Raw genomic sequence first — 24,760 nt, 5'->3', positions numbered from 1 at the left:
ACGATGAGATGACATCGGTCGAGCCTTTTTATATGAATGCGGAACAGCTACAAAAAACCTTAGTTGCAAGTCAGTATGCAGAACAAGTTTTAAACCTATACCAGTCACAACTAGAACAAGATTATTCAGAAGATCAATTTCTTTGCTCGTTGTCTACACAAAGCATCCATCAAAAAGTCCAAGAAACTGTTGCAGAGATCAAGGATGAACAGGTATGGATGAAAGCGCTACGTATCCTAAGAGCGCGTTTGATGTTTCGTTGGATTTGGCAGGATGCGAACCAGCTTACCGATGTGGTGACCTTAACCCGTGAATTATCTGATTTTGCCGATGCGAGCATTTGTGCCGCAAAAGCATTTGCACGTATCCCACTTGTTGCCAAGCATGGAGAACCAATCAGTTATGAGGGGCAAGTTCAAGACCTGATTGTTATCGGGATGGGGAAATTAGGTGCACAAGAACTTAATCTTTCAAGTGATATTGATCTTATTTTTGCCTTCGATGAACAAGGCGAGACCAATGGTCGAAAATGCATAGATGTACAACAGTTCTGTATTTTATGGGGGCAGAAACTGATCTATTTACTCGACCATATTACCGCAGATGGTTTTGTATTCCGTGTAGATATGCGCTTGCGCCCTTGGGGTGATGGCTCTGCGCTCGCGATTAGCTATATGGGTTTAGAAAAATATTTGAGCCAGCACGGACGTGAATGGGAACGCTATGCTTGGATTAAGGCAAGGGTTATCACTGGCGGTAAAGCAGGTGCTGACTTGATGGAAATGGCACGTCCGTTTGTGTTTCGCCGTTATGTAGATTATTCAGCATTTGCTGCGATGCGTGAAATGAAAGCCATGATCGAACGTGAGGTCATGCGTCGTAATATTGAGGATGATATTAAACTCGGTGCAGGCGGCATTCGCGAAATTGAGTTTATTGTACAGGTCTTCCAATTGATTTACGGTGGTTCAAAACGTGAATTACAAGATCGTCAATGTTTAGTGAATTTGCATCATTTAGGTGAAGCGGAACTTTTAGATCAACAATCCGTTGATGATTTGGAAGATGCTTATCTGTTTTTAAGACGTGTTGAGCATGCAATTCAAGCCCTGAATGATCAGCAAACACAATCATTACCAACTGAGCCCGAGTTAAGGCAACGTATGTTGGATACGCTTGGTTTTGCGGATTGGACTGCTTTCATTAACGTGTTGAATCAGAAGCGAGATAAAGTCAAAGTACAGTTCAAGCAATTAATTCAAGAAAAAGAATTTTCAGAACCGATTGATGATTTTGTAAAACTTGAGCAGAAATTAGATGCTGTACTAGATGATGATGCAAAGAACCTCATTCAAAACTTTTGGCATGGGCAAGCATTAAGGAAAATTCCTGCCAGTGCTTTAGAGCGATTGAAAAAGTTTTGGCCGCATTTGATTGAAGCGATTTTACAGTCAGATCAACCGCAAATGGCGCTGTTAAGATTGATGCCATTAGTTGAATCAGTGCTGCGTCGAACGGTATATCTAGTCATGCTGATGGAAAGCCGAGGTGCTTTACAGCGTCTAGTGAAAATGGCAACAGTCAGTCCTTGGATTTGTGAGGAATTAGCTCAATATCCTGTGTTGCTGGATGAGTTTCTATCTATGGATTTCGGATTACCTCAACGGCAGGATTTAGAAGATTCTTTACGTCAGCAATTACTTCGCATTGAGATTGATCAAGTCGAAGATCAGATGCGTGTACTCCGCTTATTTAAGAAGAGTAATGTGCTGACTGTTGCGGCGAGCGATGTACTTGCAGAAAGCCCATTGATGAAAGTGTCTGATGCACTTACAGATATTGCTGAAGTGAGTGTGCAGGCGACTTTAAATTTAGCCTATGAATCAGTCGCACAGCGACATGGCTATCCTGTGAGTACGACAGGAGCACGTTGTAGCTTGGATGCGAAAGGCTTTGCTGTGATTGGCTATGGCAAGCTCGGTGGAATTGAATTGGGTTATGGCTCAGATTTGGATTTAGTCTTCATTCATGCTTTTGAAGAACAAGCTGAAACGGATGGTCGAAAGAGCATCAGTAGTGCTGAGTTTGCGATCCGTGTTGCACAGAAATTTATGTCACTCATGACAACCCAAACCTTAGATGGTCGTGTCTACGAAATTGATACACGTTTAAGACCGTCAGGAGAGGCGGGAATGTTGGTGACTAGTCTAAAAGCATATGAGCAGTATCAACAAAAAAGTGCTTGGTTATGGGAGCATCAAGCCCTTGTCCGAGCGCGCTCAATCGCAGGTGAGGCAACGCTTTGCCAGCAGTTTGAAGAAGTTCGTTGTCAGATCCTGACACAAGTCCGTGATGAAAATGAAGTTCGTGAAGAAGTATTAAAAATGCGCCAGAAAATGAAAGATCATTTGGGTTCATCTTCTGAACAAAAAAAACATGGGATTTTTCATTTAAAACAGGACTCAGGTGGTATCGTTGACATTGAATTTATGGCACAGTATGCAGTGCTTGCATGGAGTGGGACGAATCCTGATCTCGCCCATTTTTCCGACAATGTAAGAATTTTAGAAGATGCTGCTCAAGCAGGCTGCTTATCAAGTGAAGATGCCTCAGCATTGATACATGCTTATCTCCGTGAACGAGCTGAGAGCCACCGTTTAGCACTTGCAAATCAATCCATGCAAGTTAATGCTGCGGACTGGCACGATACCCGCGAGATCGTTTGCAAGTTATGGCAAAGGTTAATTGATCCAAGCGCAACAATTGCATTGGATAGTGAATGATTGTGTAGTAAAAGTTTGGAGTATGCGCCGTGAATTTGGCTGATCGTGATGGTTTTATTTGGCAAGATGGAAAAATGGTTGATTGGCGTGATGCAAAAATTCACGTCTTAACACATACTCTGCATTACAGTATGGGTGTTTTTGAAGGCGTCCGTGCTTATGAAACCCCAAATGGAACAGCAATCTTCCGCTTACAAGATCATACTAAGCGCTTATTAAATTCTGCAAAAATTTATCAAATGAATGTTCCATTTGATCAAGCGACTTTAGAACAAGCACAAATTGATGTCGTGCGTGAAAATAAGTTAGCTTCTTGCTACCTACGTCCATTGATTTGGATCGGTTCTGAAAAATTAGGTATCGCTGCAACTGAAAATACTGTTCATGCTGCTGTTGCTGCATGGGGCTGGGGTGCTTACCTTGGTGAAGAAGCGATGGCTCGTGGCATTCGCGTTAAAACATCTTCGTTTACGCACCACCACCCGAACGTGACGATGTGTAAAGCAAAAGCATGTGGTAACTATACAGTATCGATCTTGGCTCACCAAGAAGTTGCTCGTGCGGGTTATGATGAAGCGATGTTGCTTGATCCACAAGGTTTTGTCTGCCAAGGTGCTGGCGAAAACGTATTCTTGATCAAAGATGGCGTATTACATACTCCAGATTTGGCAGGTGGTGCACTTGAGGGGATTACCCGCCAAACAGTGATTACGATTGCCAAAGATCTTGGTTATGAAGTCGTTGAGCGTCGTATTACGCGTGACGAATTCTATATTGCTGATGAAGCATTCTTTACAGGTACGGCTGCTGAAGTTACGCCTATCCGTGAATATGATGACCGTGAAATTGGTTGCGGTTCTCGTGGTCCGATTACAACAGTAATTCAAAAAACATTCTTTGATGCTGTTCAAGGTCGTAATGATAAATATGCAGATTGGTTGACTTATATCAAATAAGTGACTTAAATCTTAAAAAAAGCGAAGCCTAGGCTTCGCTTTTTTATTGCTGGTTTGTCAAAAGATTGCAATTAAACCATCATCAATCTTTCATTTTAGTTGATTACGGTGTCTCTAAGTCGAATAAAAAATAGAGATCGAATGAAAATTACTGTCGTTGGTGCGGGTTATGTAGGTCTATCGAATGCCTTATTATTTTCCAAACAACATGATGTGATTGTACTAGATATAGATAAAACACGGGTAAAGAGCATTAACCAAAAAGTGTCACCTATCAGTGATACTTGTATTCAAAACTACTTAACTGAAGCCAGCATTGAGGCTACATGTGATAAAGAATTTGCTTATCAAAATGCAAAACTCATTATCATCGCAACACCTACTAACTATAATCCTGAAACCAATTATTTTGATACCTCTAGTATTGAAGCGGTCATTGATAATATCCAAAAAATAAATCCAAAGGCGTTGATGATTATCAAATCGACGGTGCCCGTTGGTTATACCAAAGAGATTTCTAAAAAGTTAAAGCTTAAAAACCTCATTTTCTCCCCAGAATTTTTAAGGGAAGGGCAAGCCTTACAAGACAACTTATATCCTTCTCGAATTATTGTGGGTGAAAAGTCAAAACGCGCTGAAAAGATTGCCAAGTTATATTTGAAAGCGACGGTAGAAAAGAACGCCGTGTTATTGTGTGTGGATTCTACCGAAGCTGAAGCAATTAAGCTTTTCTCCAATACTTATTTGGCCATGCGTGTCGCTTTCTTTAATGAACTTGATACGTACTGTATGAAAAACAAATTAAGTGCTTTGGATATTACTACAGGGGTTGGTTTAGATCCTCGGATTGGTGATCATTACAATAATCCATCCTTTGGTTATGGTGGCTATTGCTTGCCCAAAGATACTAAGCAGTTGTTGGCAAATTATCATGATACACCACAGGAGTTAATCTCCGCGATCATTCGCTCAAATCAGACCCGTAAACAAGCGATTATTGCGGATATTTTAAGCCGAAAAGTCTCTTGCGTTGGAATCTATCGACTGACGATGAAAGCTGATTCTGATAATTTTAGAGAGTCTGCTGTGCATGATGTGCTACAAGGTTTAGCCGATGAGGGAATCCGCGTTGTGATTTATGAGCCAACCTTGGATGTAAAAGAGTATCTAGGTCATCCTGTTATTTCGAGCTTACAAAAATTTAAAGCGATGTCAGATTTGATTATCGTAAATCGAATGGTACCGATGTTCAGTGATGTGATGGAAAAAATTTATACCAGAGATTTATTTGGCATTAATTAAGCTTTCTCAATTTTGATTAAGTTTTTATTTGTATAGTCTGTTGGTGAAATACCGACAGACTATAAGGGTTTGACGAATTAATAATAAAAAATAATATAAGGTCTATGCTAAGATAGCCTCACATTCAGTGCATATTATTTTTTCGCTTTGGCTACCAAATGCTTGAGCAAAATAATATCTAAGGCATTAAGGTTAGCAGATGGTAGACATTCAACAAAATTCGGCAACTCATGAAGACAATGTTATTTTGTGCATGAAATGGGGAACCAAGTATGGCGCAGAATATGTCAATCGTTTATACAACATGGTTAAACGTCATCTTACTTTGCCTTTTAAAATGGTTTGTCTAACAGACCGCACTGAAGGAATTGATCCTAATATCCAATGTTTTCCGATTCCATCACTTGATCTGCCTGAGGGTAGCCCTGAGCGTGGTTGGAATAAACTTTCAACTTTTGAACCTGACCTTTATGGCTTAAAAGGTAATGCGCTTTTTCTAGACTTGGATGTGGTGATTGTCGATAACATCGATTGTTTTTTCCAAGAAAAAGGTGAGTTTTTGGTGATTCATGACTGGAAAAGACCTTGGCGTATTACTGGAAACAGTTCAGTTTACCGTTTTAAACTAGGCGCTTTTCCTGAAATTCTGCCGTATTTCCGTGAACACTTTGATGAGGTTCGACAAAAATTCCGTAATGAACAAGAGTACCTCTCTTGGTTTGTACATAAAGAAGGTAAGCTGAGTTATTGGAACAAAGACTGGTGTAAAAGTTATAAATATCACTGCTTACAAAAGATTCCATTGGCTTATTTCAAACCACCTGTAAAACCTCAAAATGCCAAAATTATTATTTTCCATGGTGAAATTAATCCGCCTGATGCAGTCAGTGGTGGCGGTGGTAAGTGGTATCGCTATGTACTGCCATCGGACTGGATTAAAGATGCTTGGCAATAAGCCTTAATCATATTGGAAAAGGTCGAGTTTGATTTATGAAAAATAGCGTGCAAGCGATTGATATTGTTATTGCTTGGGTGGATGGTAATGACAGCAATTTAAAAAACAAACGCCGAAAGTTCATGAATCAAGCTGAGCCTTCTAATGCTTTAGAAGATACCCGCTTTGCCAGTAATGATGAAATTTATTTTTGTATTGCCTCAATTCTAAAGTTTGTTCCTTATAGCGGAACAATTTATGTGGTCACTGATCAACAGCAACCGAAATGGTTGGATCAGTTTGAACAGCAAGGGCTTTGTGAAGCTGGAAAGATTAAGATTATTGACCATCGTGAAGTTTTTAATGGCTATGAGTCAGCTTTGCCGACGTTTAATTCATTAAGTATCGAAAGTATGTTGTGGAATATTCCTGGTATTTCTGATTACTTTATTTATCTCAATGATGATTTCTTTTTTAATCAAGCGTCACGTCAGCAAGACTTTTTAGTTGATGATCAGATGGTTATTTACGGTCATTGGCAGAGTAATTTCATAAAAAAAGTTAAATACCTACTGCGAAAATTTGTACAGAATAAGTTTGGGAAAATTGCCCAGCCTAAATACTCTATGGCTCAAATGCTCAGTGCAGACTGTGTTGGACTCAGTCGTTATTATGAAATTCATCATCGTCCGCATATTTTAAGTAAAGCGCTTTTAGCGAATTATTTTGGACAACATCCCTTGTTCTTACAGCAGCAAATTCGCTTTAAATTTAGAAATATTGATCAGATTTTACCTGTAGGGCTATCTAATCATTTGGCTATACAAAATAATCAAGCGATCTTGAAAGATGATGTTGAGATTGCCTATTTGAAAGATGGGCGAGACTTAGAGCCTTGTATTCAAGCTTTATCTAACGAACATATTAAATTTGGTTGTATTCAAAGTTTAGATCAATTAGAACAGCGTGATGAGCTGCGTATTCGTCATGCACTTGTTGATAAATTTAGAGAAGTTTTGCCTAGTCAAATCCAACCGACTATTGCAGGATAAGCGAAGGAAAATTAAATGAAAGTCGTTACTTATCTTATAAATCTAGACGGTAGTGATCAACGTTTAGCAAGTGCAACTGAGCAATTGCAACAAGCAAATTGGGAGTTTACTCGTTTTCCTGCTTATGATGGACGTGGTAAAGCATTATCCGAGTTTAAAAATTATGATGATGCAAAGGCTCAGGAAATTTTAGGGCGTAGCTTAATTAGTTCAGAGTTGGGTTGTTATCTGAGTCATTATGGCTGTGCTGAAAAATTCTTGCAGACCGATGCAGATTATCTTGTTGTTCTCGAAGATGATATTCAAGTCTTGCCTGATTTTAAACAGAAAGTAGAGGCATTATTAAATTACCTTGATGAGCATAAGGCACTTGATTGGTATGTGGTTAACATTGCAGCTAAAAAGAAAAAACTAGCGAAAGATATTTTACAGCTAGACAGTTTTAACTTGTGGCATGCTTATTATTTTCCGATCCGTGGTGTAGGTTTGATTTGGTCTAGACGTGGTGCTGAAGAATTTGTACGCTTAGGTAAAACAATGCAGGTTCCAGTCGATATCTTTTTCCAAAGCTGGTTAAGTAAAAATGGTAAAGGCCTAGGCGTGTGGCAGCCATTTGTTCAACCAGCAGGATTAGATAGTGATATTTTAGGCACAGTTGCGGCGCAAGGCATTAAACGAAAAGAGCTAGAAAATCGTAGCTTTTCGCATGGACTCAAAAAGCAAAAACGCATGTGGCGAGATCGTTATTATGCTTTTAAACATTTGATCTCTTAATACTGTTCGAAACTGAGCAATTTTATGAAAGTCTTTAAAAAATTATTCTATCTCTTAAAGTTTTATACGATGTATGCGAATAAAAAACGGGATATGAATGATGCCATAGACAATTATGCAGATATTATTGTTCTGAATCCGACAGAGAAAAATGCCATTATTCCTAAAATCATTTGGATGTACTGGGAGGGTGTATTACCACAGTTTGTAGAGAAATGTGTCGAAAATATTAGAACAAAAAATCCTGACCATGTTGTGAACTTTTTAACGCCTGATAATGTTAAAGAATTTTGCGACATCGACTATCGCCGCTTAGCACATGCGACACCTCAGCAAAAGGCTGATCTCATCCGTTTTGACCTCATTTATCAATACGGTGGAATTTGGTTGGATGCAAGCACCATTGTTTATGAAAATCTTGATTGGATACAACAGCTTGTTACTGAGAACCAAACCAATAGTTTTGCATACTACCGTAAAAAAAATACGACTTGCCCAAATTTCCCAGTTTTAGAAAATTGGTTATTGGCGAGTTCGGCAAAGAATGTCTTTTTTAAGTATTGGTTTGATGAGTTGTCTAAGGCGATTGAAATTACACCAAAGCTGTATATTCAAAAAATTAAAGAAAATGATGCAGATTATCAGGATTTGTTCCAAGAAATCGGTCGTTTGGAATATCTTGTGGCATATGTTGCCTGCCAAAAAGTCATGCGAAACTATCTTCCAAGTATGACATTGATCAACTGTGATCGAAATGCTTTCTTCTATCAAGTGAAAAATAAGTGGGTGAAAGAAAAAGTATTGATTGATTTTGCAATCAATTATCCGCCTGCTGATATGCCGAAGCTGATCAAATTGGCTGGTAAAGAAAGAGGAATCTTGAGCCGTTATTATGCGAAAGCAATGTATTTTAACGACTCATTCATCGATATTTAAATTAATTAGTTTTAGGGTGTTAAGGGTTGCTCCAAGAACTGTTTTAACACGTCATACTTTGGTTGTTTTTCGAAATATTTCGCTGACTCAAGTGAACCAATAATCGACATATGACGACCATCTAGGGAGTAGGGGGTATTGCCATTTGCCATTTGATTTCGTCTGAATAAATCATCACGCGTCAGCAATAGTGTATTGCTATGTTTGTACACCATATTGTTGATTACCTCTGTAGCGTATCGCTGTTGAGTTGCTCTATCACTCTTCATGTAATTATTAAGATTAAAGTCTCTATGTAACCACATTGCTCTTTTGAACAATAAGCTAATATTCTTCTTAAATGCATATGGCTCTGACATTACAATCACTTTTTTATGGTGCTGCTCTGTGATATCTAACAGATTAGCAAAACCACTTTGTTGGCTTTTTCCAACAATATCTGACCAACGCCCTGCAAAAATCAATACATCATATTTATCCATATTCTTAGCAAGATAATCACGGTTGATTAGACACTGCTCGTAGGCATCAGATGGCTGATCTCCAGTAAAGGCATCGTTAAGACTTGGGTAACACCAGTTTGTCGAAACAACTTGGATCTGTAAGTTAAGCTTTTTACCAATTTGATCCCAAAAAGGATTGTTATGGCCAGCAAAAGAATCGCCGAACAGTAAGGCTTTTTTCGCAGTAGGTTGTTTTGATGCAATAGAGCAAGTTAAACCTTGAGTTCCTACATTAAGATTATCGTCACCTTTAATATTATAAAAGCACCAACCATTTGCGACTGCAGGCATCTGAATTTGTTCTATGCTGGATAGATATTTAGAGCTTGCTCTATCCTTTACACCATCTTTGCTGATGAACTTATAAATAGGATATGACGCAATTAGAACAGCAAAGAATAAAACATAAATATATTGAGGTTTGAGCTTTTGCAGAAGATTACGACTACTTTCTATGTATTTATAACTTAACCAACCTAAAAATAGTGAAAGCGTAATTGCAAGGCTTAGATTAAGAAAATTATGTGGAACAAAGAAATAATTTAGTAGGAAAAATACAGGCCAATGCCATAAATAGATTGAATAGGATGCGCTACCAATACTTTGCACGATGGGTGTTTGAGTGAGAAAAGAGTCTTGGCGGTTTGCGATTAGAATCAGCATTGTACCTACAACGGGTAACAATGCAGCATAACCTGGCCAAGGCGTACTTTGCTTTAATACAATTAAACTGGCAACGATAAGCATAAAGCCGATTGCTTCTGTTAATTTTTTGAGATATGTCTTTAACTGTGTATTTCTAAAATAATAATAGACAAGACCACCAGCAATCAGTTCCCATGCTCGTGTAGTGAGTTTGAAAAAGGCATACATGGAATCTTTAGGGGTGATATAAATTGAATAACTCAGTGAGGCAATAAATAAGATGCTGAGAAAGATTCCAATGTGTTTTAGCCCTTTGGTTAATTTCCAATAAATCACCAAAAGGATGGGGAACAATAGATAAAATTGCCATTCAACAGCAAGTGACCATGTATGTAACAGTGCTTTCTCATGTGCATCTACTGCAAAGTAATCTCCAGCTTGTCGGTAATAGAGATTATTTGAGAGAAACGTAAGGCTATAACGTGCATCTTTAGCAAATCTTTGAAAATCTTCAGGAATAAAGATAAACCAGCCAAGTATTGTGAGACATACAACGAGAACGAGTAATGCTGGGAAGATTCGGGTGATGCGGGATAAATAAAAGTCACTAAAGGAAAACCGATTTTTCTCTAGTCTTTCAATAATGATCTTTGTCATTAGATAGCCTGAAATGACGAAGAAAATATCGACACCGAGGTATCCTGCTGAAAAGCCTAATATTTGGAAGTGAAAAAGAACGACAAAAATTACAGCGTAAGCTCTTAGTCCATTAATGTCAGTCCGAAAGTTATTGACGCTCATGCAATAATATTTAGCTAAAACTCTAATTGTATGAGCGAATGATTAATTCATGATTAATTTGATTGTGTATTTTTATTAAAGGCTTTTTCTACACTTATTGTATAACTTCAAAGGATCGCTTTTCGAAGGATTCAACGGCACTGTTTGGAGAAAGATTGTAAACGTTAATTTGATGTTCTTTAAAAAATAATGCAGCAGCATCAAATGCACGTAATACAGTCTCGCTATGTATGTCGAGTAACGTTGGCTGCTTATCATCAGTTGTTTCATAGAAGCGTGGTTTAGAAAAATTGCTCATATCTAAGCCAGCAATAAAAATTTCTGTGTAGTTGAGCGAGTTAACAATTTGTAGGGCGACATAGGCAACGGTAAAGTAATCAAATATGCCGTTAAAAATATCTTTTGAGAAACCAAAATCATCGTGAATGAAAAAGTGTTCTGCCGTTTTATTCACGAGCATTTCTTCATCAAGAAACACTTCCATGAGGTCTCTAGTGATTGTTTCGATAGTTTTGATACTACATTGAATATCTGTAAATTTAATTCGTCTAAGAATCATATCTAGACAACGAGGTGTGGTGTAAAAAGTACAATTGCTTTGCAGTACTTTCTCGACCAAATCAAAGCGAGCATCCACAAAATTATGGTCAATGATGATATAGCTGTTGTAATGGATATTTTCCAAAGCAATCGCACCATTCACGCCGATATAGTCTATATCTGTTTTCTGAAAAACTTCATTTGGAAGCTGCTGAATAGAAGGCCCTGTCGCAATCAACATGCACTTTGAATTTTTTGCTGGTTGGATCATCAAATTATCTGAAACAAGCTGCTTCTTAAAATAAACTTTTTCTAAACGACCATGTTCATTACGTTGTACACGATAAAGCGGCCAGAAACGACGATTGTGTTTATATGTTTTTGGGTAAAAAATCTTATAAATGAATTTATAAATGTTTCGTAATAAAGTATCTGAAAGAGATGGAAGCATTTAAAAACTCAGCAATGATTAAGCTAAAAATCTGTTTATTATCGTAAAAACAGTCAGGACTAGAAAAGTATGGAGAGGGAGATTGTGCTATGACAATCTCCCTAATATCTATTAATCATCAAGAGAGAAGCTTTTCTTCTTTAACTTTGATTTAAGACTATCGATAGAGCGAGTGAACCAGCTCTTCTCATCTTCTGGACGAGTCACTTTATTGCCATGATAATTGATTTGTGTCGCTTTAGAAAAGTCCCCAAAAGGTTCTACTTTATAATTCTCTGGGCGATAACCTGCTGCTAAAGCTTCGTTGTAATACTGATCAAATAGCTCCGTGAGATCTTGTCTTGGATGTGGCATGATTTTTCCATCAAACCAATGTTTTTGTCCTGATGCCTCTAAGCGTGGCAGGGAATATTTGTGACTAAACTGTGTACCCATGTCTGAATAGTGCAGAATTTTAATCTGCTCAGCAGCGAGACCTTCACCATCAATATTATTATAAGAGTCTTGGTAAGGTTGAACTAGCTCAGGCTTATCTTTCAAAAGTTGCATTAACTTTTTGTGGCCATCAGGATTAGCTTGAATGTCTTTTAAAGCAGGTAAATATTGCTTAGCTTTCTCGCAGTCCCAAACGCATGTACATAGACGAGCTGAATTTTTGCCTCCTTTGGCAATCACGATCGCATCTTCAGCTTTTGGATGCGCCCACAACTCCGCGATATCACATAAAACCACGACATCGGCATCCATATAGATTGCGCGCCCTTGAAAGTTACATGATTCTGGAATCGCCCAACGAAAACCTGAAAAAGGTGTTGCCCATTTTTCTGTATGCCATCCTTCGCCAGTTGCTTGATTGGTATACCACGGGCTTTCGGGATCATGGCTGAGTTGCATCCATATAATTTCAACTGGGTGTTGCGTGTGTTTACGAACGCTATAATCTAATACCATCATCTGTTCAAGATCACAGTTGTTAGGGTCGCAACCCACAAAAATTTTAATTGCTTCGCTATTCATATTTACACACTTTTCATAAATTATAAGAATCAATACAACAAAAAAAGAGATCCCGTTACTTAGAGAACGGTACAGCAACGACTCTACTCCCTATTGTAATAATTGCCTCCTAAATTTTCTAGTGCTGATGCTTTCAAGCTTATATATAACATCTAAATAAAATCAAAAGCTTAAATCAATGACTGCCAAAAAAGACAAAAATTAACGTTTTAACTTTAAGTACTACAAAAAGACGTAAAAATATACAGATTTTTATTTAAATGGAAAAATATTTATATTTAATTATTTTTAAAATGTAATAATATTCAACATATATTTTATACATAACGGTAAAATAATTTTTAAGCTCTTTCTCTATTTAAGAGAAACTATCTTTAGATGAAATTATGAAAAATTTTGTTATTAGTCTTGCTAATGCTCAAGAGCGTCGCAAACATATCGTATCGGAGTTTGGAAAACATCAGGTTGCATTTGATTTCTTTGATGCAATTACGCCTGACCGAATTAACCAAGTTGCTGCAGATTTATTATTAGATATTAAAACAACAGATTTAAGACCTGGGGAAATTGCTTGTTTATTAAGCCATGTGGTTTTGTGGAAAACAGTCGTTGATCAGAATTTAGATTTCATTGGTATTTTTGAAGATGATATTTATTTGGGCGAACAAGCAGCGAAGGTTCTTTCGAGAACTGAGTGGATTCCTGAAGATGGACATATTATAAAAGTTGAAGCATTTTATCCAAAGGTAACAACCTCAATAAAGCTAAAACAAATTAAATGTATCAATCGTAAGTTGATGCCACTTAAGTCAAAACATATGGGGACTGGAGGGTATATTTTATCAAATCAGGGGGCTAAAGCGTTATTGGCATTTATTCAAAGCTATAAGAAATTGATTCCTATTGACCACATTATGTTTAAAGATTATTTGCGACAGGGTAAATATGATGTTTATCAGATGTCTCCTGCTGTTTGTATTCAAGACTTTATTTTGATGCGAGATAAGACAAATTTCCCGAGTTATTTATCTCACGACCGTAAGTTACGAAAAGGGGATAATATTCGAGTAAATCATAAATTGATGTTTAAAGACAAAATTACGAGAGAGTTTGTCCGACTGTCTGCTCAATTGATTCGCTTTGTAAAAGCAGAGTCAATTGTTAAGATTAAATTTAAGTAATTTACTGTTTGATTTATATAGGCTTTATTTGATCTTAAAGACTGGTGATGTTGACTAAGGCACTGTGAGAAATTAAGATTATCTTTTATTTTTTCATAGTGCATAGGGCTTTTATGCTAACAATTTTTGGCTTTCATACCGATGACAAATTATATAGAAAGCATGCCCAAATTTTGCAACGTTCAGCTGAAAAATTTGATATCAATGTTCAGTTCAGTGAGTTTTCAAAAGATGACTGGCAAAAGATCATCGCCTTTAAACCAACATTCATTGCAGGTATGAGACGAGACCTAAAAGGTCCTATTCTATTTGTAGATGCTGACGCTATTATTCTTAAGGATATTCGTCCTTTTTTTGAATCGCTTCAAGAAGATATCGCAGTGCACTATATCAATGGTACACGTTTGATTAGTAGTACAGTATTTATTAATGATACACCAAATGCTCGTCTATTAATGGATGAGTGGGAGCGTAGACAGTTAAATCAACCAGATCGTTGGGATCAAGTGGTACTACAAGAGCTTGTTGATGAGTGGGTGGAAGAGAAACGAATCACACTGAATAAATTACCACCAAATTATACCTTTATTTTCGATACATCACGACGTACCTATGGTGATAGCGTTGAGCCAATCATTGAACAACTTCAAGCAAGTCGTGACAAGCGTTGGATTGATAAGTACCAGCGTAGAAATAGTTTCCATCAATGGTTGATGCGAATCCCTTATTTATTAAAAAGTACCAGAAAGATTGTTGGACGCCATAATGTTGTCAATAATCGAGCAGAAAGTCTTGGTATTGATATTCGCTTGACCATTGATGATTTGATTTAAATGTGTCAATGAGTAAAAAGGCTCTATATTTATAGAGCCTTTTTATTACTTATCTTTTTTAATAATAGATCGTACAAAATATCGAATAATGAGAAAAAGCTGAGAAAAATTGATTTTTTTAGCTAAGTCTTTTAGCTGTCTTTTCTCTAATAAAAAATCATCTTCTAATTTTGATAGGTAATATTTATTATGTAATTGTTGTTTGTAAGGTTTCTTTCCATTTCTGTCTTCTAACCATGAGCCAATAAAATGATGGGTAGCATAATTAACCGGAAGATCTAAACAAAAATAATGTGATGCATAGATATGTAATGTGTGATGTCCATCAGAACCACTTTGATTGATGTCTTTAGTTCTATCAATTTTAAATTTTTCGGAAATAATATCAGAAATAAAAGAGGTATTTGGCGGTTCTTGATCTGAGTAAGTTTTATTGTGGTAATAGGAGAGAATCTCCTTGCTTAAGCTGTGGTATGGAATAGCTCCCCACACCGCAGTAAAGGGAAGATTAATTGACTCAAATCCACTAAAGGCTTCACATGCTAGAAAATCGTCAAGAGGATGCTTAAGTTCTACATCTGTATCTAGATAGACACCACCAAACTCATGTAATGCCCAAGCACGAACATAATCAGATACGAAAGCATATTTACGTTGTTGGTATGCAGTTTGAGTGAAAATATGCTGATCGACATCAAAGCTTTCTTCATTCCAAAGTTTTATTTCCCAGTCTGGACATTTTTGACTCCAATCACTGATATATTTTTGTAGATGGTCTGGTATCGGTTTTCCACCAAACCAACAATAATGAATAATCTTAGGAATCATAATAAATAAAAGTTTTGAAAATTAATGAAATATAGCACTTTATGAGGACCAGTTTGAATATAAATACTATTTAAAAATAAGGGTATGCATGAAAAATAAAGTTTATTTATAATAATCTTTATTTTCTAAATCACCTCTGAACCTTTTATAGCCCCACATATATTCAGTAGGAAAGCGATTAATCATTTGCTCAACGGTTCTATTCAATGCTGTTGTTGCGATTTCAATATCGCGATCATAAAGTTCAGGATCATTGAGATCATCACAGTAGACATCAAAACCTTCACCATCCTCACGACGGAAACAGCTTAATCCGACTAGACGACATTGAGTTTTTTGCGCCATTTTACTGGCAAGTGTACTGGTGAGGCAGGGGATTCTGAAAAAGGGCACCACGACACCGCCAGAAGGATCGGGAACATGGTCAGGCAGAATCACACTGAAACCACCTTGTTTTAGATTCTTAAATAGCGCTTTGACACCCGAAGCATCTGTAGGTACTAAGGTGGCATTCAGCCGTTGTCGAGCATGTAAAGCAAATGCATTAAAACCACTATCTTTCATTGGTTTATACATGATCGTGGGAGTACCATATTGATTCACCCATGCATTCATCATTTCCCAAGTGCCTAGATGGGGGGTGATGATCAGTGCACCACGAGGGTCGCTAAGAGCATTTGTCAGTACTTCCAAGTGATGCACGGTATGAATCTGTTGGATGCTCCATTCAGGAGGCATTGCCCAACATTTACCTGACTCGATATAACTCAGACACTGTTTAGTCACGCTTTCACGTGCAAGCTGTTCTTTTTTTTCTAGGCTTAATTCTGGATAAGCTAAGCCAAGATTGATTCTGGTCTTGAACAGCATGCTTTTATCAGGATTTTGGTTGATAAAATAAGCTACCACTTTTGCGATACTACGCAAAAATGTTAAAGGTAAAATGCGAAGGAGAGTTACGTAAAAGGACATCGTGCCTAGTCTTGTTTATCTGCGTTGCCTTTGAGAACCATATAAATCAATGCGACAAAAATGAGTAGTGCACCGACAAGACTACTTACGCAGAAGTATAAGATACGTTGATTGGTGTCCATATTGAAAAGTTCATTTGCTAAGATATAGCGCATGAAAAACCACTGTGCCAAAGAAAACACAATAAGCACAATTGCGTGTCGACGCACATCAGAACGCATCGCCATAGGACCGACCTCTCAATAAAAAGCAGCTTATTATGCCACTAGCAAGCATGTTCGCAAAGTAAAACCATGTAATATAAAAAAAACCCTGCATAGCGCAGGGTTTTATACAAACTGAGAAAATTATTTTTCTTCAGCTTTTGGTTTTTCACGTAAACGAATACCTAAGTCACGCAATTGATTTGCTTCAACTGGAGCTGGGGCTTGAGTCAATGGACATTCAGCTGTCTTAGTTTTCGGGAATGCAATCACATCACGAATAGACGATGCACCTGTCATGAGCATGATCAAACGGTCAAGACCGAATGCCAAACCACCGTGTGGAGGCGCACCATAACGCAATGCGTTCAATAAGAAACTGAATTTCTCTTCGGCTTCTTCTTCGCCGATACCTAAAGCTTCAAAAATCGCTTTTTGCATTTCTAAAGTATAGATACGCAGTGAACCACCACCGATTTCAGTACCGTTAAGTACCATGTCGTAGGCTACAGAAAGTGCTTCACCTGGATTGTTCTTAACTTCTTCAACACTTGATTTTGGTAGTGTGAATGGATGGTGAACAGATGTCCATTTGCCATCATCAGTTTCTTCGAACATTGGGAAGTCGACTACCCAAAGAGGAGCCCATTCACAAGTTGAAAGATTCAAGTCATGACCGATTTTCACACGAAGTGCGCCCATCGCATCGTTTACAACTTTTGCTTTATCAGCACCGAAGAATACGATGTCGCCATTTTCAGCACCAACACGTTTTAATAAATCAAGTACGATTGGCTCGATGAATTTAACGATTGGAGATTGAAGACCTTCGATACCTTTTTCAAGTTCGTTGACTTTGATGTAAGCCAAACCTTTCGCACCATAGATGCCAACGAATTTAGTGTATTCATCGATTGCACTACGTGGCAGTGAACCTGCGCCAGGTACACGTAAAGCAACGATACGACCTTTAGGATCTTTTGCAGGACCAGCGAATACTTTGAATTCAACGTCTTGCATCAAATCTGCAACGTCAATTAATTTCAATGGAATACGCATATCTGGTTTGTCAGATGCATAGTCACGCATTGCGTCTGCATATGTCATACGTTCAAATTTATCGAATTTTACATTCAATAATTCATTGAACATTTTAACCGTTAAGCCTTCCATTAAATCCATGATGTCATCGTCACTCATGAACGATGTTTCAACGTCGATTTGGGTAAATTCAGGCTGACGATCCGCACGTAAATCTTCGTCACGGAAACATTTAGCGATTTGGTAATAACGATCAATACCACCCACCATTAACAACTGTTTGAACAACTGTGGTGATTGTGGAAGCGCATAGAAGCTACCATTTGAAACACGGCTTGGGACTAAGTAGTCACGCGCACCTTCTGGTGTCGCACGTGTTAAAATTGGTGTTTCAACGTCTAAGAAACCGTGATCTTCGAAATAGTTACGAATAAGATTAGTTACTTTAGAGCGGAAACGTAAACGCTCTAACATTTCAGGACGACGGATGTCCAAGAAACGATATTTCAAACGAATTTCTTCAGAAATATTGGTATTTTCGTCATTCAATGGGAATGGCGGAGTATCAGAAGCTGCAAGAACTTCGATCTCTTTACCTAAAACTTCAATTTGACCACTCACCATGTTGGCATTTTCAGTACCTTCATAACGGCGACGAACGCGACCTGTAATTTTCAAAACAAATTCAGAGCGTGCTTTATCAGCTGTTGCGAATGCTTCTGGGGTATCAGGATCGATAACGACTTGAACTAAACCATCACGGTCACGCATATCAAGGAAAATCACACCACCGTGGTCACGGCGACGGTGAACCCATCCGCATAAAGTTACTGTTTGATCGATTTGGGCTTCAGTAAGAGAGCCGCAGTAATGAGTGCGCATCATATTGAATTATATATCCAAACTATATTGGCTGTAGAAGGTGAATGCGTAAACAGCGCACCACCAATGAAGGGGAGATTATGCCTTGTTGAACGTATTGTCTCAAGTCTTAATATTTTCCAAACAATACAATGTTGGAAAACTAACCCAAACGGCTTCTACGATCAAAAAATAACAACAATAAACAAGCAATACTCATAAGAATAAGTCCGGTTTGAGAGAATTCATTTATAGATCTACCTATATAAAAATAGCGTTCACTGTTCCAAAGCTCAGCTGGAATTTGCAGGTGTAAATTCCATACAGCGCAAAGCCCTGTGGTTATAGATACGAGTAAACTTAATAGAAAAAATAATCTTAATTTAATTGGTACATGAATGTGCTGTTTGTGGCTTTGATAATAGTTAAGGCACATCCATAGCAAGATCGGTAAGGTCAAGATGGATGAGGCAATTTGCAAAATAAAATGCAAAGGGTAAGTAAAACTCCACAACGAAACCTCTTGGGCCAATGTTGTTTTAAATGCAAATGTACGGAAATCAAGATGGGTAAGCCCATCCCAAATCAAATGCGTCGCTGCACCGATCACAATTGAAATACAGCTCATCAAACTAAAGGCAACAAACTGATCAAAAGAATGAATATTGAGAGAATGCTGTATAGCTAAAACACGATAGATCACAGGACGGTAAAGCAGATACCACAATAAACAAAAAAATAATCCAATTGGCAGATTCGGAAATAACACACCTGACCATTGATGTGTAAGTGCAATCGTTTCAGTTGTGAAAAGGCGATATAAATCTGGCGCCATACAACCAATTGCGAGAGCAGCAATGGGGAGCTGACCTTTGCTAAATTTGGATAAAGGTGGTGCTAAAACGGCATGTGAAAGGGTAAATGGCATATCGTTTGAAAACGAGCCTTCATAAAATCGTGGAGAAGCAGTGTAGCAAATGTAATTTGCAACTATGTTTTTTATTGCAAAATAAATGAAATGTTATAATATAACAAAAATATCGATAAACTGATTCGAGACATGGTATGTCATTTCCACAGAATATTTTGACCTTATCTATTTTAGCTGTTGTCGCTTTACCGACTTTCGCTGCTGAAAATGAAGAAGTTCAAACTTTAGAAACAATACGAATTAAAGCGCACCCACTAGAGCAAACATCGAAAGATTTTGCAGTTGCAGATACTGTTGTGGATCAAAAGCGTCTTGCCCAAGGTGCTGTTACGATTGGTGAGGCACTCAGTGGTGAGACTGGAATTGCATCCAATCAGTTTGGTGCGGGTTCTAGTCGACCTGTGATTCGTGGTCAAGATGGACCACGCGTAAAAATCTTGCAGAATTCTTCTGAAAATATTGATGTTTCTACTTTATCACCTGACCATGCAGTTACGGTTGATCCAGCACTTGCAAAGCAAGTTGAAGTGATTCGTGGTCCATCGACATTATTGTTTGGTGCAGGCACTGTGGGTGGCTTGGTCAATGTCAATGACAGTAAACTCCCAACACAAATGCCTGAAAAAGGCTATGAAGGCAACGTTGGTCTACGTTACAACACTGGAAGCGATGAAAAATTAGCAACAGCTGGTGTTACTGTTGGTTTAGGTGATCAAGTTGCTTTACGTGTTGAAGGCTTAAAGCGTGAGGCAAATGATTATATTGCCCCAAATTATTTCCATGAAGGTGAAAAAGAGCGTCGTGTCGACAATACCTTTGCCGAAGGGCAAACAGTGAATGTTGGTTTGTCTTGGATTTATGATCGAGGCTTTACAGGCATTTCATATAGCAACCGTCAAGATAAATACGGTCTGCCAGGGCATAGTCATGAGTATGAGAGCTGTCATTTACATGGTCTAAGTCTACATTGTGGAGACCATGATCATGGTGATGAGGATGATCATGACCATGAAGAACATGCACATGATGCAGGGCCTTGGATTGATTTGAAGTCTGAACGTTATGATTTCCGTACCGAGCTAGATGATCCATTTGCGGGCTTTAAAAAGTTACGTGCTCAAGCAAGCTATACTGATTATCAACATGATGAAATCGAAGAAGATACCATTGCAACACGCTTTAAAAATAAGGGTTACGATGGTCGTTTAGAGTTAGTACACAATCCAATTGGGCCTTGGGAAGGGGTTATTGGTACGCAATATAATCAACAGAAATTAGAATTAACTGGCGAAGAAGCATTCTTAGCACCGAACACAACAAAAAAATGGAGTGTGTTTGGTTTAGAGCATGCGCAATTTAATGATGTACATGTTGAGTTAGCTGCACGTGCAGATCAGCAAAAAATTGATATTGAAGATTCGAGTAAAAAGAATTTCGACGGTTCAGCCTTTTCTGTTTCAGGTGCCGCAAATTGGGAGTTCGCACCAGACTATAAATTATCTTTTGTGGCATCTCATCAAGAACGTTTGCCATTGGCTCAAGAGCTTTATGCAGATGGTGGTCACTTCGCAACCAATACCTATGAATTAGGCAATGATCAACTTGGTAAAGAAAAGTCAAATAATGTGGAGCTTGGTTTCCATTTTGACAATGACAAATTTGATTATCATGTTCATGTCTATCATAACTGGTTTGATGATTATATCTATGCACAAACTTTAGATCGTTATAAAGACTTTCGCTTAGTTCAATATACCCAAGATAAAGCACGTTTCTATGGTGCTGAAGCAGAGGCGAATTATCAAGTTTCTTCAATCTATAAGCTTGGCGTATTTGGTGATTATGTTCGCGGTAAAATTGATAATGAAAATGCTCCTCGTGTCCCAGCTGGTCGTTTAGGTACGAAAGTCAATGCTGATTTTGGTGATGGCTTTAGTGGTTCTGCCGAGTACTATCATGTCTTCCAACAAGATAAGATTGCTGCTTATGAGACAGATACACAAAGCTATAATATGCTTAATCTTGGTGTAGCGTATTCTGGGCAATACAGCAATGTTGGAGATTATCGCGTGTTCCTAAATGTGAACAATCTGTTAGATGACCAAGTTTATCAACATGCTTCGTTCCTTTCGACCATTCCACAAGTGGGACGTAACTTTACCGTCGGTGTTAATTTTAGCTTCTAATTTTTCACTTAAATCTTATTGAAAAATCAAAGTATAAGCTCTAGCCTTAAACCATTAGGCTAGGGCTTTTTTTGTTTATATGCGTATCTTCCAACGAATCCATCGAAAATTAAACTGGTCAGGTCGACGTTACATGGCAGTCATATTGAGTATTTTTGCGATTGGGTACATTGCTTCGGCGATTTATCACACTGTAAAACCACTCCCGAAAGGCTTGGATTTTACGGGGCAACTACGTCATGCCAATGTAAAGTTCTTGGCTGATCAGACTTATATGGATGCGCAAGGTCAGCAACAAGTTGATCAACATATATTTAAAGAAGTGTTTCAGTTAATTGATCAAGCACAAACAACTATCGTCTTAGATATGTTTTTGTTCAATCAAGAGGTTGGGGACTCGAAAGTTAAACAATTTCCATTAATGCAAGAGCTGACTGATGCGTTGATTGTGAAACGCAAGTTAAATCCTGCGATTGAAATTGTGGTCATCACTGACCCAATCAATTCTGTCTATGGTGGGATGACACCTAAGCATTATGCTCAGTTACGTCAAGCGGGTGTTGATGTCATTGAAACTGATTTAAAACCATTACGTGCTTCAAATCCACTTTGGTCAGGTCTTTGGTATATCTGTTGCCAAAACTTGGGGAATAATCCTGAGGGGGGATGGTTAAGCAATCCTTTTGGTAATGAAAAGATTACTTTACGCAGTTATTTAGAATTATTTAACTTCAAGGCGAATCATCGGAAAACGTTGGTTGTGGATACTGCCCAAGGTTGGAAAAGTTTAGTCACTTCTGCTAACCCGCATGATGGTAGTTCTCATCATAGTAATGTGGCTTTAGTTGTTGATGGTGCAACCGCGATTGATGTCCTGCAAACTGAACAAACTGTTGCCAATATGTCGAAAGGTTCAAGTCCTTTTGTGATTATGGGTGGATTAACAGAAGATAAAAGTTTACCTCAAGTTCAAGTCCTGACTGAGAAAGCGATTTATGATGCTGTTTTAAAAATGATTGAGACAGCGAAAAGTAAAGAGCATATCGATATGGCAATGTTCTATTTATCTGAACGTCATATTATTGATGCTTTAAAGCAGGCCCAGCAACGTGGTGTGAACATCCGAGTCCTGCTTGATCCGAATAAAGATGCATTTGGTCGCCAAAAAAATGGTATTCCAAATCGCCAAGTCGCTTCTGAGCTACATGCCGCAGGCATCCCAATTCGCTGGTGTGATACACATGGCGAACAGTGCCACAGCAAAATGCTGGTGAAATATAATGCTCAACAAGTCGAGTTGATTTTGGGTTCAGCGAACCTCACTGCACGTAACCTGAAAAATTATAATCTTGAAACAGATTTTCGCGTGCTTGGCGCAGCACAAGCGCCAGTGTTTAAAGATGCTGGGCAGTATTTTGATGCAGCATGGACAAATGCCAATGGTCGTCAGGTGACGGTTGATTATTCAAAATATGCAGATGAATCGAAAACCAAATACTGGATCTATCGTTTTATGGAATGGTCGGGATTGTCGACCTTCTAATTGGCTCTACATTTAAGCTGATAGAAAACTTCTGAATACATTCATATGCTGAATATAAATGTATTCAATAGCTAGATAAGATAAAAACAGGATAACAATAAATGACTGCAACATTAGAACAGGCCTTGGCATTCAGTTACGGTAATCAAGAGGTTTTGATTGATACCGTTCAGGCCATTGAATTATTCAAAGTGTTAGCTGAGCAGGAACAACCGCACGCATTCTTTGAACTCGCTCTGTTTTATGATCATGATCGAGGTGATTGTATGTTAGCTCCTAATATGTATTATCGGGATCAATATCTGCTGCGCGCTGCCCGTTTAGGTCATACGCAAGCGATTATCATGCTTTTTTCCTTGATGCGAGGGCAAAGGTTAATTTTTAATACCACGTATTATGATGCAGATGATATTAATCAACTCTATGACGAATTACAGCAGATCACGGATCAATTAATTGCTCAGGGAAATATTCAGGCACTATTGATCAAAGGTAAACATGGGGTTTCTTATTCAGATCTCGAGACTATACCTTATCTGTATCGGGCGTGGCAGCAAGGAGAAAAACTGAGTGCCAGTTTGTATCTGTCACAATGTGATGATGAGGAGTTGCAGCAACTGGGGCTGTATGATGCGGAGACATGGAGCACTCATTTCGAGCGTGCACAGCACGATCTGATGCGGGAACTGGAGCAAGCACTACAACAAGGCCAGATCCAGAAAATTGTTGAATTTCTCCGCAGTGATGAATCTGATTATATTTCGGAACAAAATAGGGAGCAATTGTGGCAATGGCGACAGGTTTTTTATCGACAACAGGCTGACCGGGGAGCTGCGGATGCATGGCTGCAATTATCGAGAATGACTGAAACTTATATTGGCTACCTAAAAACGGCAGCAGAATTGAAGCATCCAGTTGCACTATATGCCTATGCTTATGAGCTGGATCGAAAAACCGATCTCAGTGATGCTGAGTTTGAAGAAATTCAGCACTATTTTACTTTGGCCGCTAAACATAAACATGCACAGGCCTTATATGAAAAAGGACGCTATTACACAGAAGATGAACCTGAAAAGGCAAAACATTATTTTAAACAAGCGGCTGAATTAGGATGCCTTGAAGCCATTGAATGGCTGGTGGCTTTAACGGAACAGCATGAACAGGCGCAGTGGGCTGAATTGGCACTTCAATATGGCAGTATTGATCATAAAGTAAAACAGGTTTTGATCGTGGCTTTACGGGGAGGTTTGGGGATACTGGAGAATCAGCAACTGGCCGATGAGTTACAATTAAGCTTGGAGTTAAGCAGTCAATGGGATCGGATTTTTTCTCTGTCTCTCCCTGCTGCAGCGCAACACTATGAAGAACAAGTACAGCCGCAAATAGTAGCTCTTTTTGATGAAAATGCGGAACAGCCAAAATTAAGAGAGTGTTTGATCTCTGGCATAAAAAAATGGCTTAAATAAACTTCTCTTTAACTTTTACAA

20 protein-coding genes are annotated in these 24,760 nt (G+C 38.3%); 12 read left to right on the top strand and 8 right to left on the bottom strand.

Annotated features, from left to right (window positions below; translation table 11 throughout):
* The first annotated feature begins 32 nt into the window (after positions 1-32).
* The 7 genes from glnE (at position 33) to F959_RS02710 (ending at position 8,737) form a co-directional block, all read left to right on the top strand.
* The gene (gene glnE / locus F959_RS02740; protein WP_004877336.1) at positions 33-2,783 is read left to right on the top strand and encodes a bifunctional [glutamate--ammonia ligase]-adenylyl-L-tyrosine phosphorylase/[glutamate--ammonia-ligase] adenylyltransferase; all 2,751 of its coding nucleotides are present in this window, start codon (positions 33-35) and stop codon (positions 2,781-2,783) included.
* A 29-nt stretch (positions 2,784-2,812) separates the two neighbouring features.
* A complete protein-coding gene (locus F959_RS02735; RefSeq protein ID WP_004877335.1) occupies positions 2,813-3,739 on the top strand; it encodes a branched-chain amino acid transaminase in 927 nt (308 codons plus the stop codon).
* A 141-nt stretch (positions 3,740-3,880) separates the two neighbouring features.
* The gene (locus F959_RS02730) at positions 3,881-5,041 is read left to right on the top strand and encodes a nucleotide sugar dehydrogenase (RefSeq protein WP_004877333.1); all 1,161 of its coding nucleotides are present in this window, start codon (positions 3,881-3,883) and stop codon (positions 5,039-5,041) included.
* Positions 5,042-5,240: 199 nt separating this feature from the next.
* A complete protein-coding gene (locus F959_RS02725; protein ID WP_004877331.1) occupies positions 5,241-5,996 on the top strand; it encodes a hypothetical protein in 756 nt (251 codons plus the stop codon).
* A 35-nt stretch (positions 5,997-6,031) separates the two neighbouring features.
* Entirely contained in the window at positions 6,032-7,027 is a 996-nt protein-coding gene (locus tag F959_RS02720) for a Stealth CR1 domain-containing protein (protein ID WP_004877330.1), read from the top strand.
* A 15-nt stretch (positions 7,028-7,042) separates the two neighbouring features.
* Positions 7,043-7,801 carry a glycosyltransferase family 25 protein gene (locus F959_RS02715; RefSeq protein WP_004877328.1) on the top strand — a complete coding sequence of 253 codons (759 nt, stop codon included), beginning with the start codon at positions 7,043-7,045 and terminating at the stop codon, positions 7,799-7,801.
* A gap of 24 nt (positions 7,802-7,825) precedes the next feature.
* Entirely contained in the window at positions 7,826-8,737 is a 912-nt protein-coding gene (locus F959_RS02710; RefSeq protein ID WP_004877326.1) for a glycosyltransferase family 32 protein, read from the top strand.
* A gap of 11 nt (positions 8,738-8,748) precedes the next feature.
* On the opposite strand, the gene F959_RS02705 is transcribed toward F959_RS02710, so the two are convergent.
* The 3 genes from F959_RS02705 to F959_RS02695 form a co-directional block, all read right to left on the bottom strand.
* Positions 8,749-10,686: an acyltransferase family protein gene (locus F959_RS02705; RefSeq protein WP_004877325.1), complete on the bottom strand. Its 1,938-nt coding sequence runs from the start codon at positions 10,684-10,686 to the stop codon at positions 8,749-8,751.
* 94 nt (positions 10,687-10,780) lie between these two features.
* Positions 10,781-11,677, bottom strand: coding sequence for a hypothetical protein (locus tag F959_RS02700; RefSeq protein WP_004877322.1), 897 nt, complete (start codon positions 11,675-11,677; stop codon positions 10,781-10,783).
* Positions 11,678-11,788: 111 nt separating this feature from the next.
* Positions 11,789-12,694, bottom strand: coding sequence for a hypothetical protein (locus tag F959_RS02695; RefSeq protein WP_004877321.1), 906 nt, complete (start codon positions 12,692-12,694; stop codon positions 11,789-11,791).
* Positions 12,695-13,080: 386 nt separating this feature from the next.
* On the opposite strand from F959_RS02695, the gene F959_RS02690 reads away from it, so the two are divergent.
* Positions 13,081-13,875: a glycosyltransferase family 25 protein gene (locus F959_RS02690; RefSeq protein ID WP_004877319.1), complete on the top strand. Its 795-nt coding sequence runs from the start codon at positions 13,081-13,083 to the stop codon at positions 13,873-13,875.
* Between the two features lie 113 nt (positions 13,876-13,988).
* A complete protein-coding gene (locus tag F959_RS02685; protein ID WP_004877317.1) occupies positions 13,989-14,708 on the top strand; it encodes a putative nucleotide-diphospho-sugar transferase in 720 nt (239 codons plus the stop codon).
* A gap of 45 nt (positions 14,709-14,753) precedes the next feature.
* Here F959_RS02685 and F959_RS02680 read toward each other — a convergent pair whose 3' ends face one another.
* From F959_RS02680 to F959_RS02660, 5 genes are all read right to left on the bottom strand, one after another.
* Positions 14,754-15,536 carry a glycosyltransferase family 32 protein gene (locus F959_RS02680; RefSeq protein WP_004877316.1) on the bottom strand — a complete coding sequence of 261 codons (783 nt, stop codon included), beginning with the start codon at positions 15,534-15,536 and terminating at the stop codon, positions 14,754-14,756.
* A 102-nt stretch (positions 15,537-15,638) separates the two neighbouring features.
* Complete coding sequence (locus tag F959_RS02675; RefSeq protein WP_004877313.1) at positions 15,639-16,508, bottom strand: lysophospholipid acyltransferase family protein; 870 nt, start codon at positions 16,506-16,508, stop codon at positions 15,639-15,641.
* Between the two features lie 5 nt (positions 16,509-16,513).
* Entirely contained in the window at positions 16,514-16,735 is a 222-nt protein-coding gene (locus F959_RS02670; protein WP_004877311.1) for a hypothetical protein, read from the bottom strand.
* A 120-nt stretch (positions 16,736-16,855) separates the two neighbouring features.
* Positions 16,856-18,637, bottom strand: a complete 1,782-nt coding sequence (aspS, locus tag F959_RS02665) for an aspartate--tRNA ligase (protein WP_004877310.1) — start codon at positions 18,635-18,637, stop codon at positions 16,856-16,858.
* Positions 18,638-18,776: 139 nt separating this feature from the next.
* Positions 18,777-19,541 carry a DUF4184 family protein gene (locus F959_RS02660; protein WP_004877308.1) on the bottom strand — a complete coding sequence of 255 codons (765 nt, stop codon included), beginning with the start codon at positions 19,539-19,541 and terminating at the stop codon, positions 18,777-18,779.
* A gap of 137 nt (positions 19,542-19,678) precedes the next feature.
* Between F959_RS02660 and znuD the strand changes: the two genes are divergently transcribed.
* From znuD to F959_RS02645, 3 genes are all read left to right on the top strand, one after another.
* Entirely contained in the window at positions 19,679-21,730 is a 2,052-nt protein-coding gene (znuD, locus tag F959_RS02655) for a zinc piracy TonB-dependent receptor ZnuD (RefSeq protein ID WP_004877307.1), read from the top strand.
* A 79-nt stretch (positions 21,731-21,809) separates the two neighbouring features.
* On the top strand, positions 21,810-23,273 hold the full coding sequence (locus F959_RS02650) for a phospholipase D family protein (RefSeq protein ID WP_029424843.1): 1,464 nt from the start codon (positions 21,810-21,812) through the stop codon (positions 23,271-23,273).
* 101 nt (positions 23,274-23,374) lie between these two features.
* Positions 23,375-24,739 carry a TFIIS N-terminal domain-containing protein gene (locus F959_RS02645; RefSeq protein ID WP_004877303.1) on the top strand — a complete coding sequence of 455 codons (1,365 nt, stop codon included), beginning with the start codon at positions 23,375-23,377 and terminating at the stop codon, positions 24,737-24,739.
* Positions 24,740-24,760 lie beyond the last annotated feature (21 nt).

Source organism: Acinetobacter venetianus RAG-1 = CIP 110063 (assembly GCF_000368585.1).
In the GTDB taxonomy this organism is placed as follows: Bacteria; Pseudomonadota; Gammaproteobacteria; order Pseudomonadales; family Moraxellaceae; genus Acinetobacter; species Acinetobacter venetianus.
This window is presented reverse-complemented; position numbering and strand designations above follow the sequence as displayed.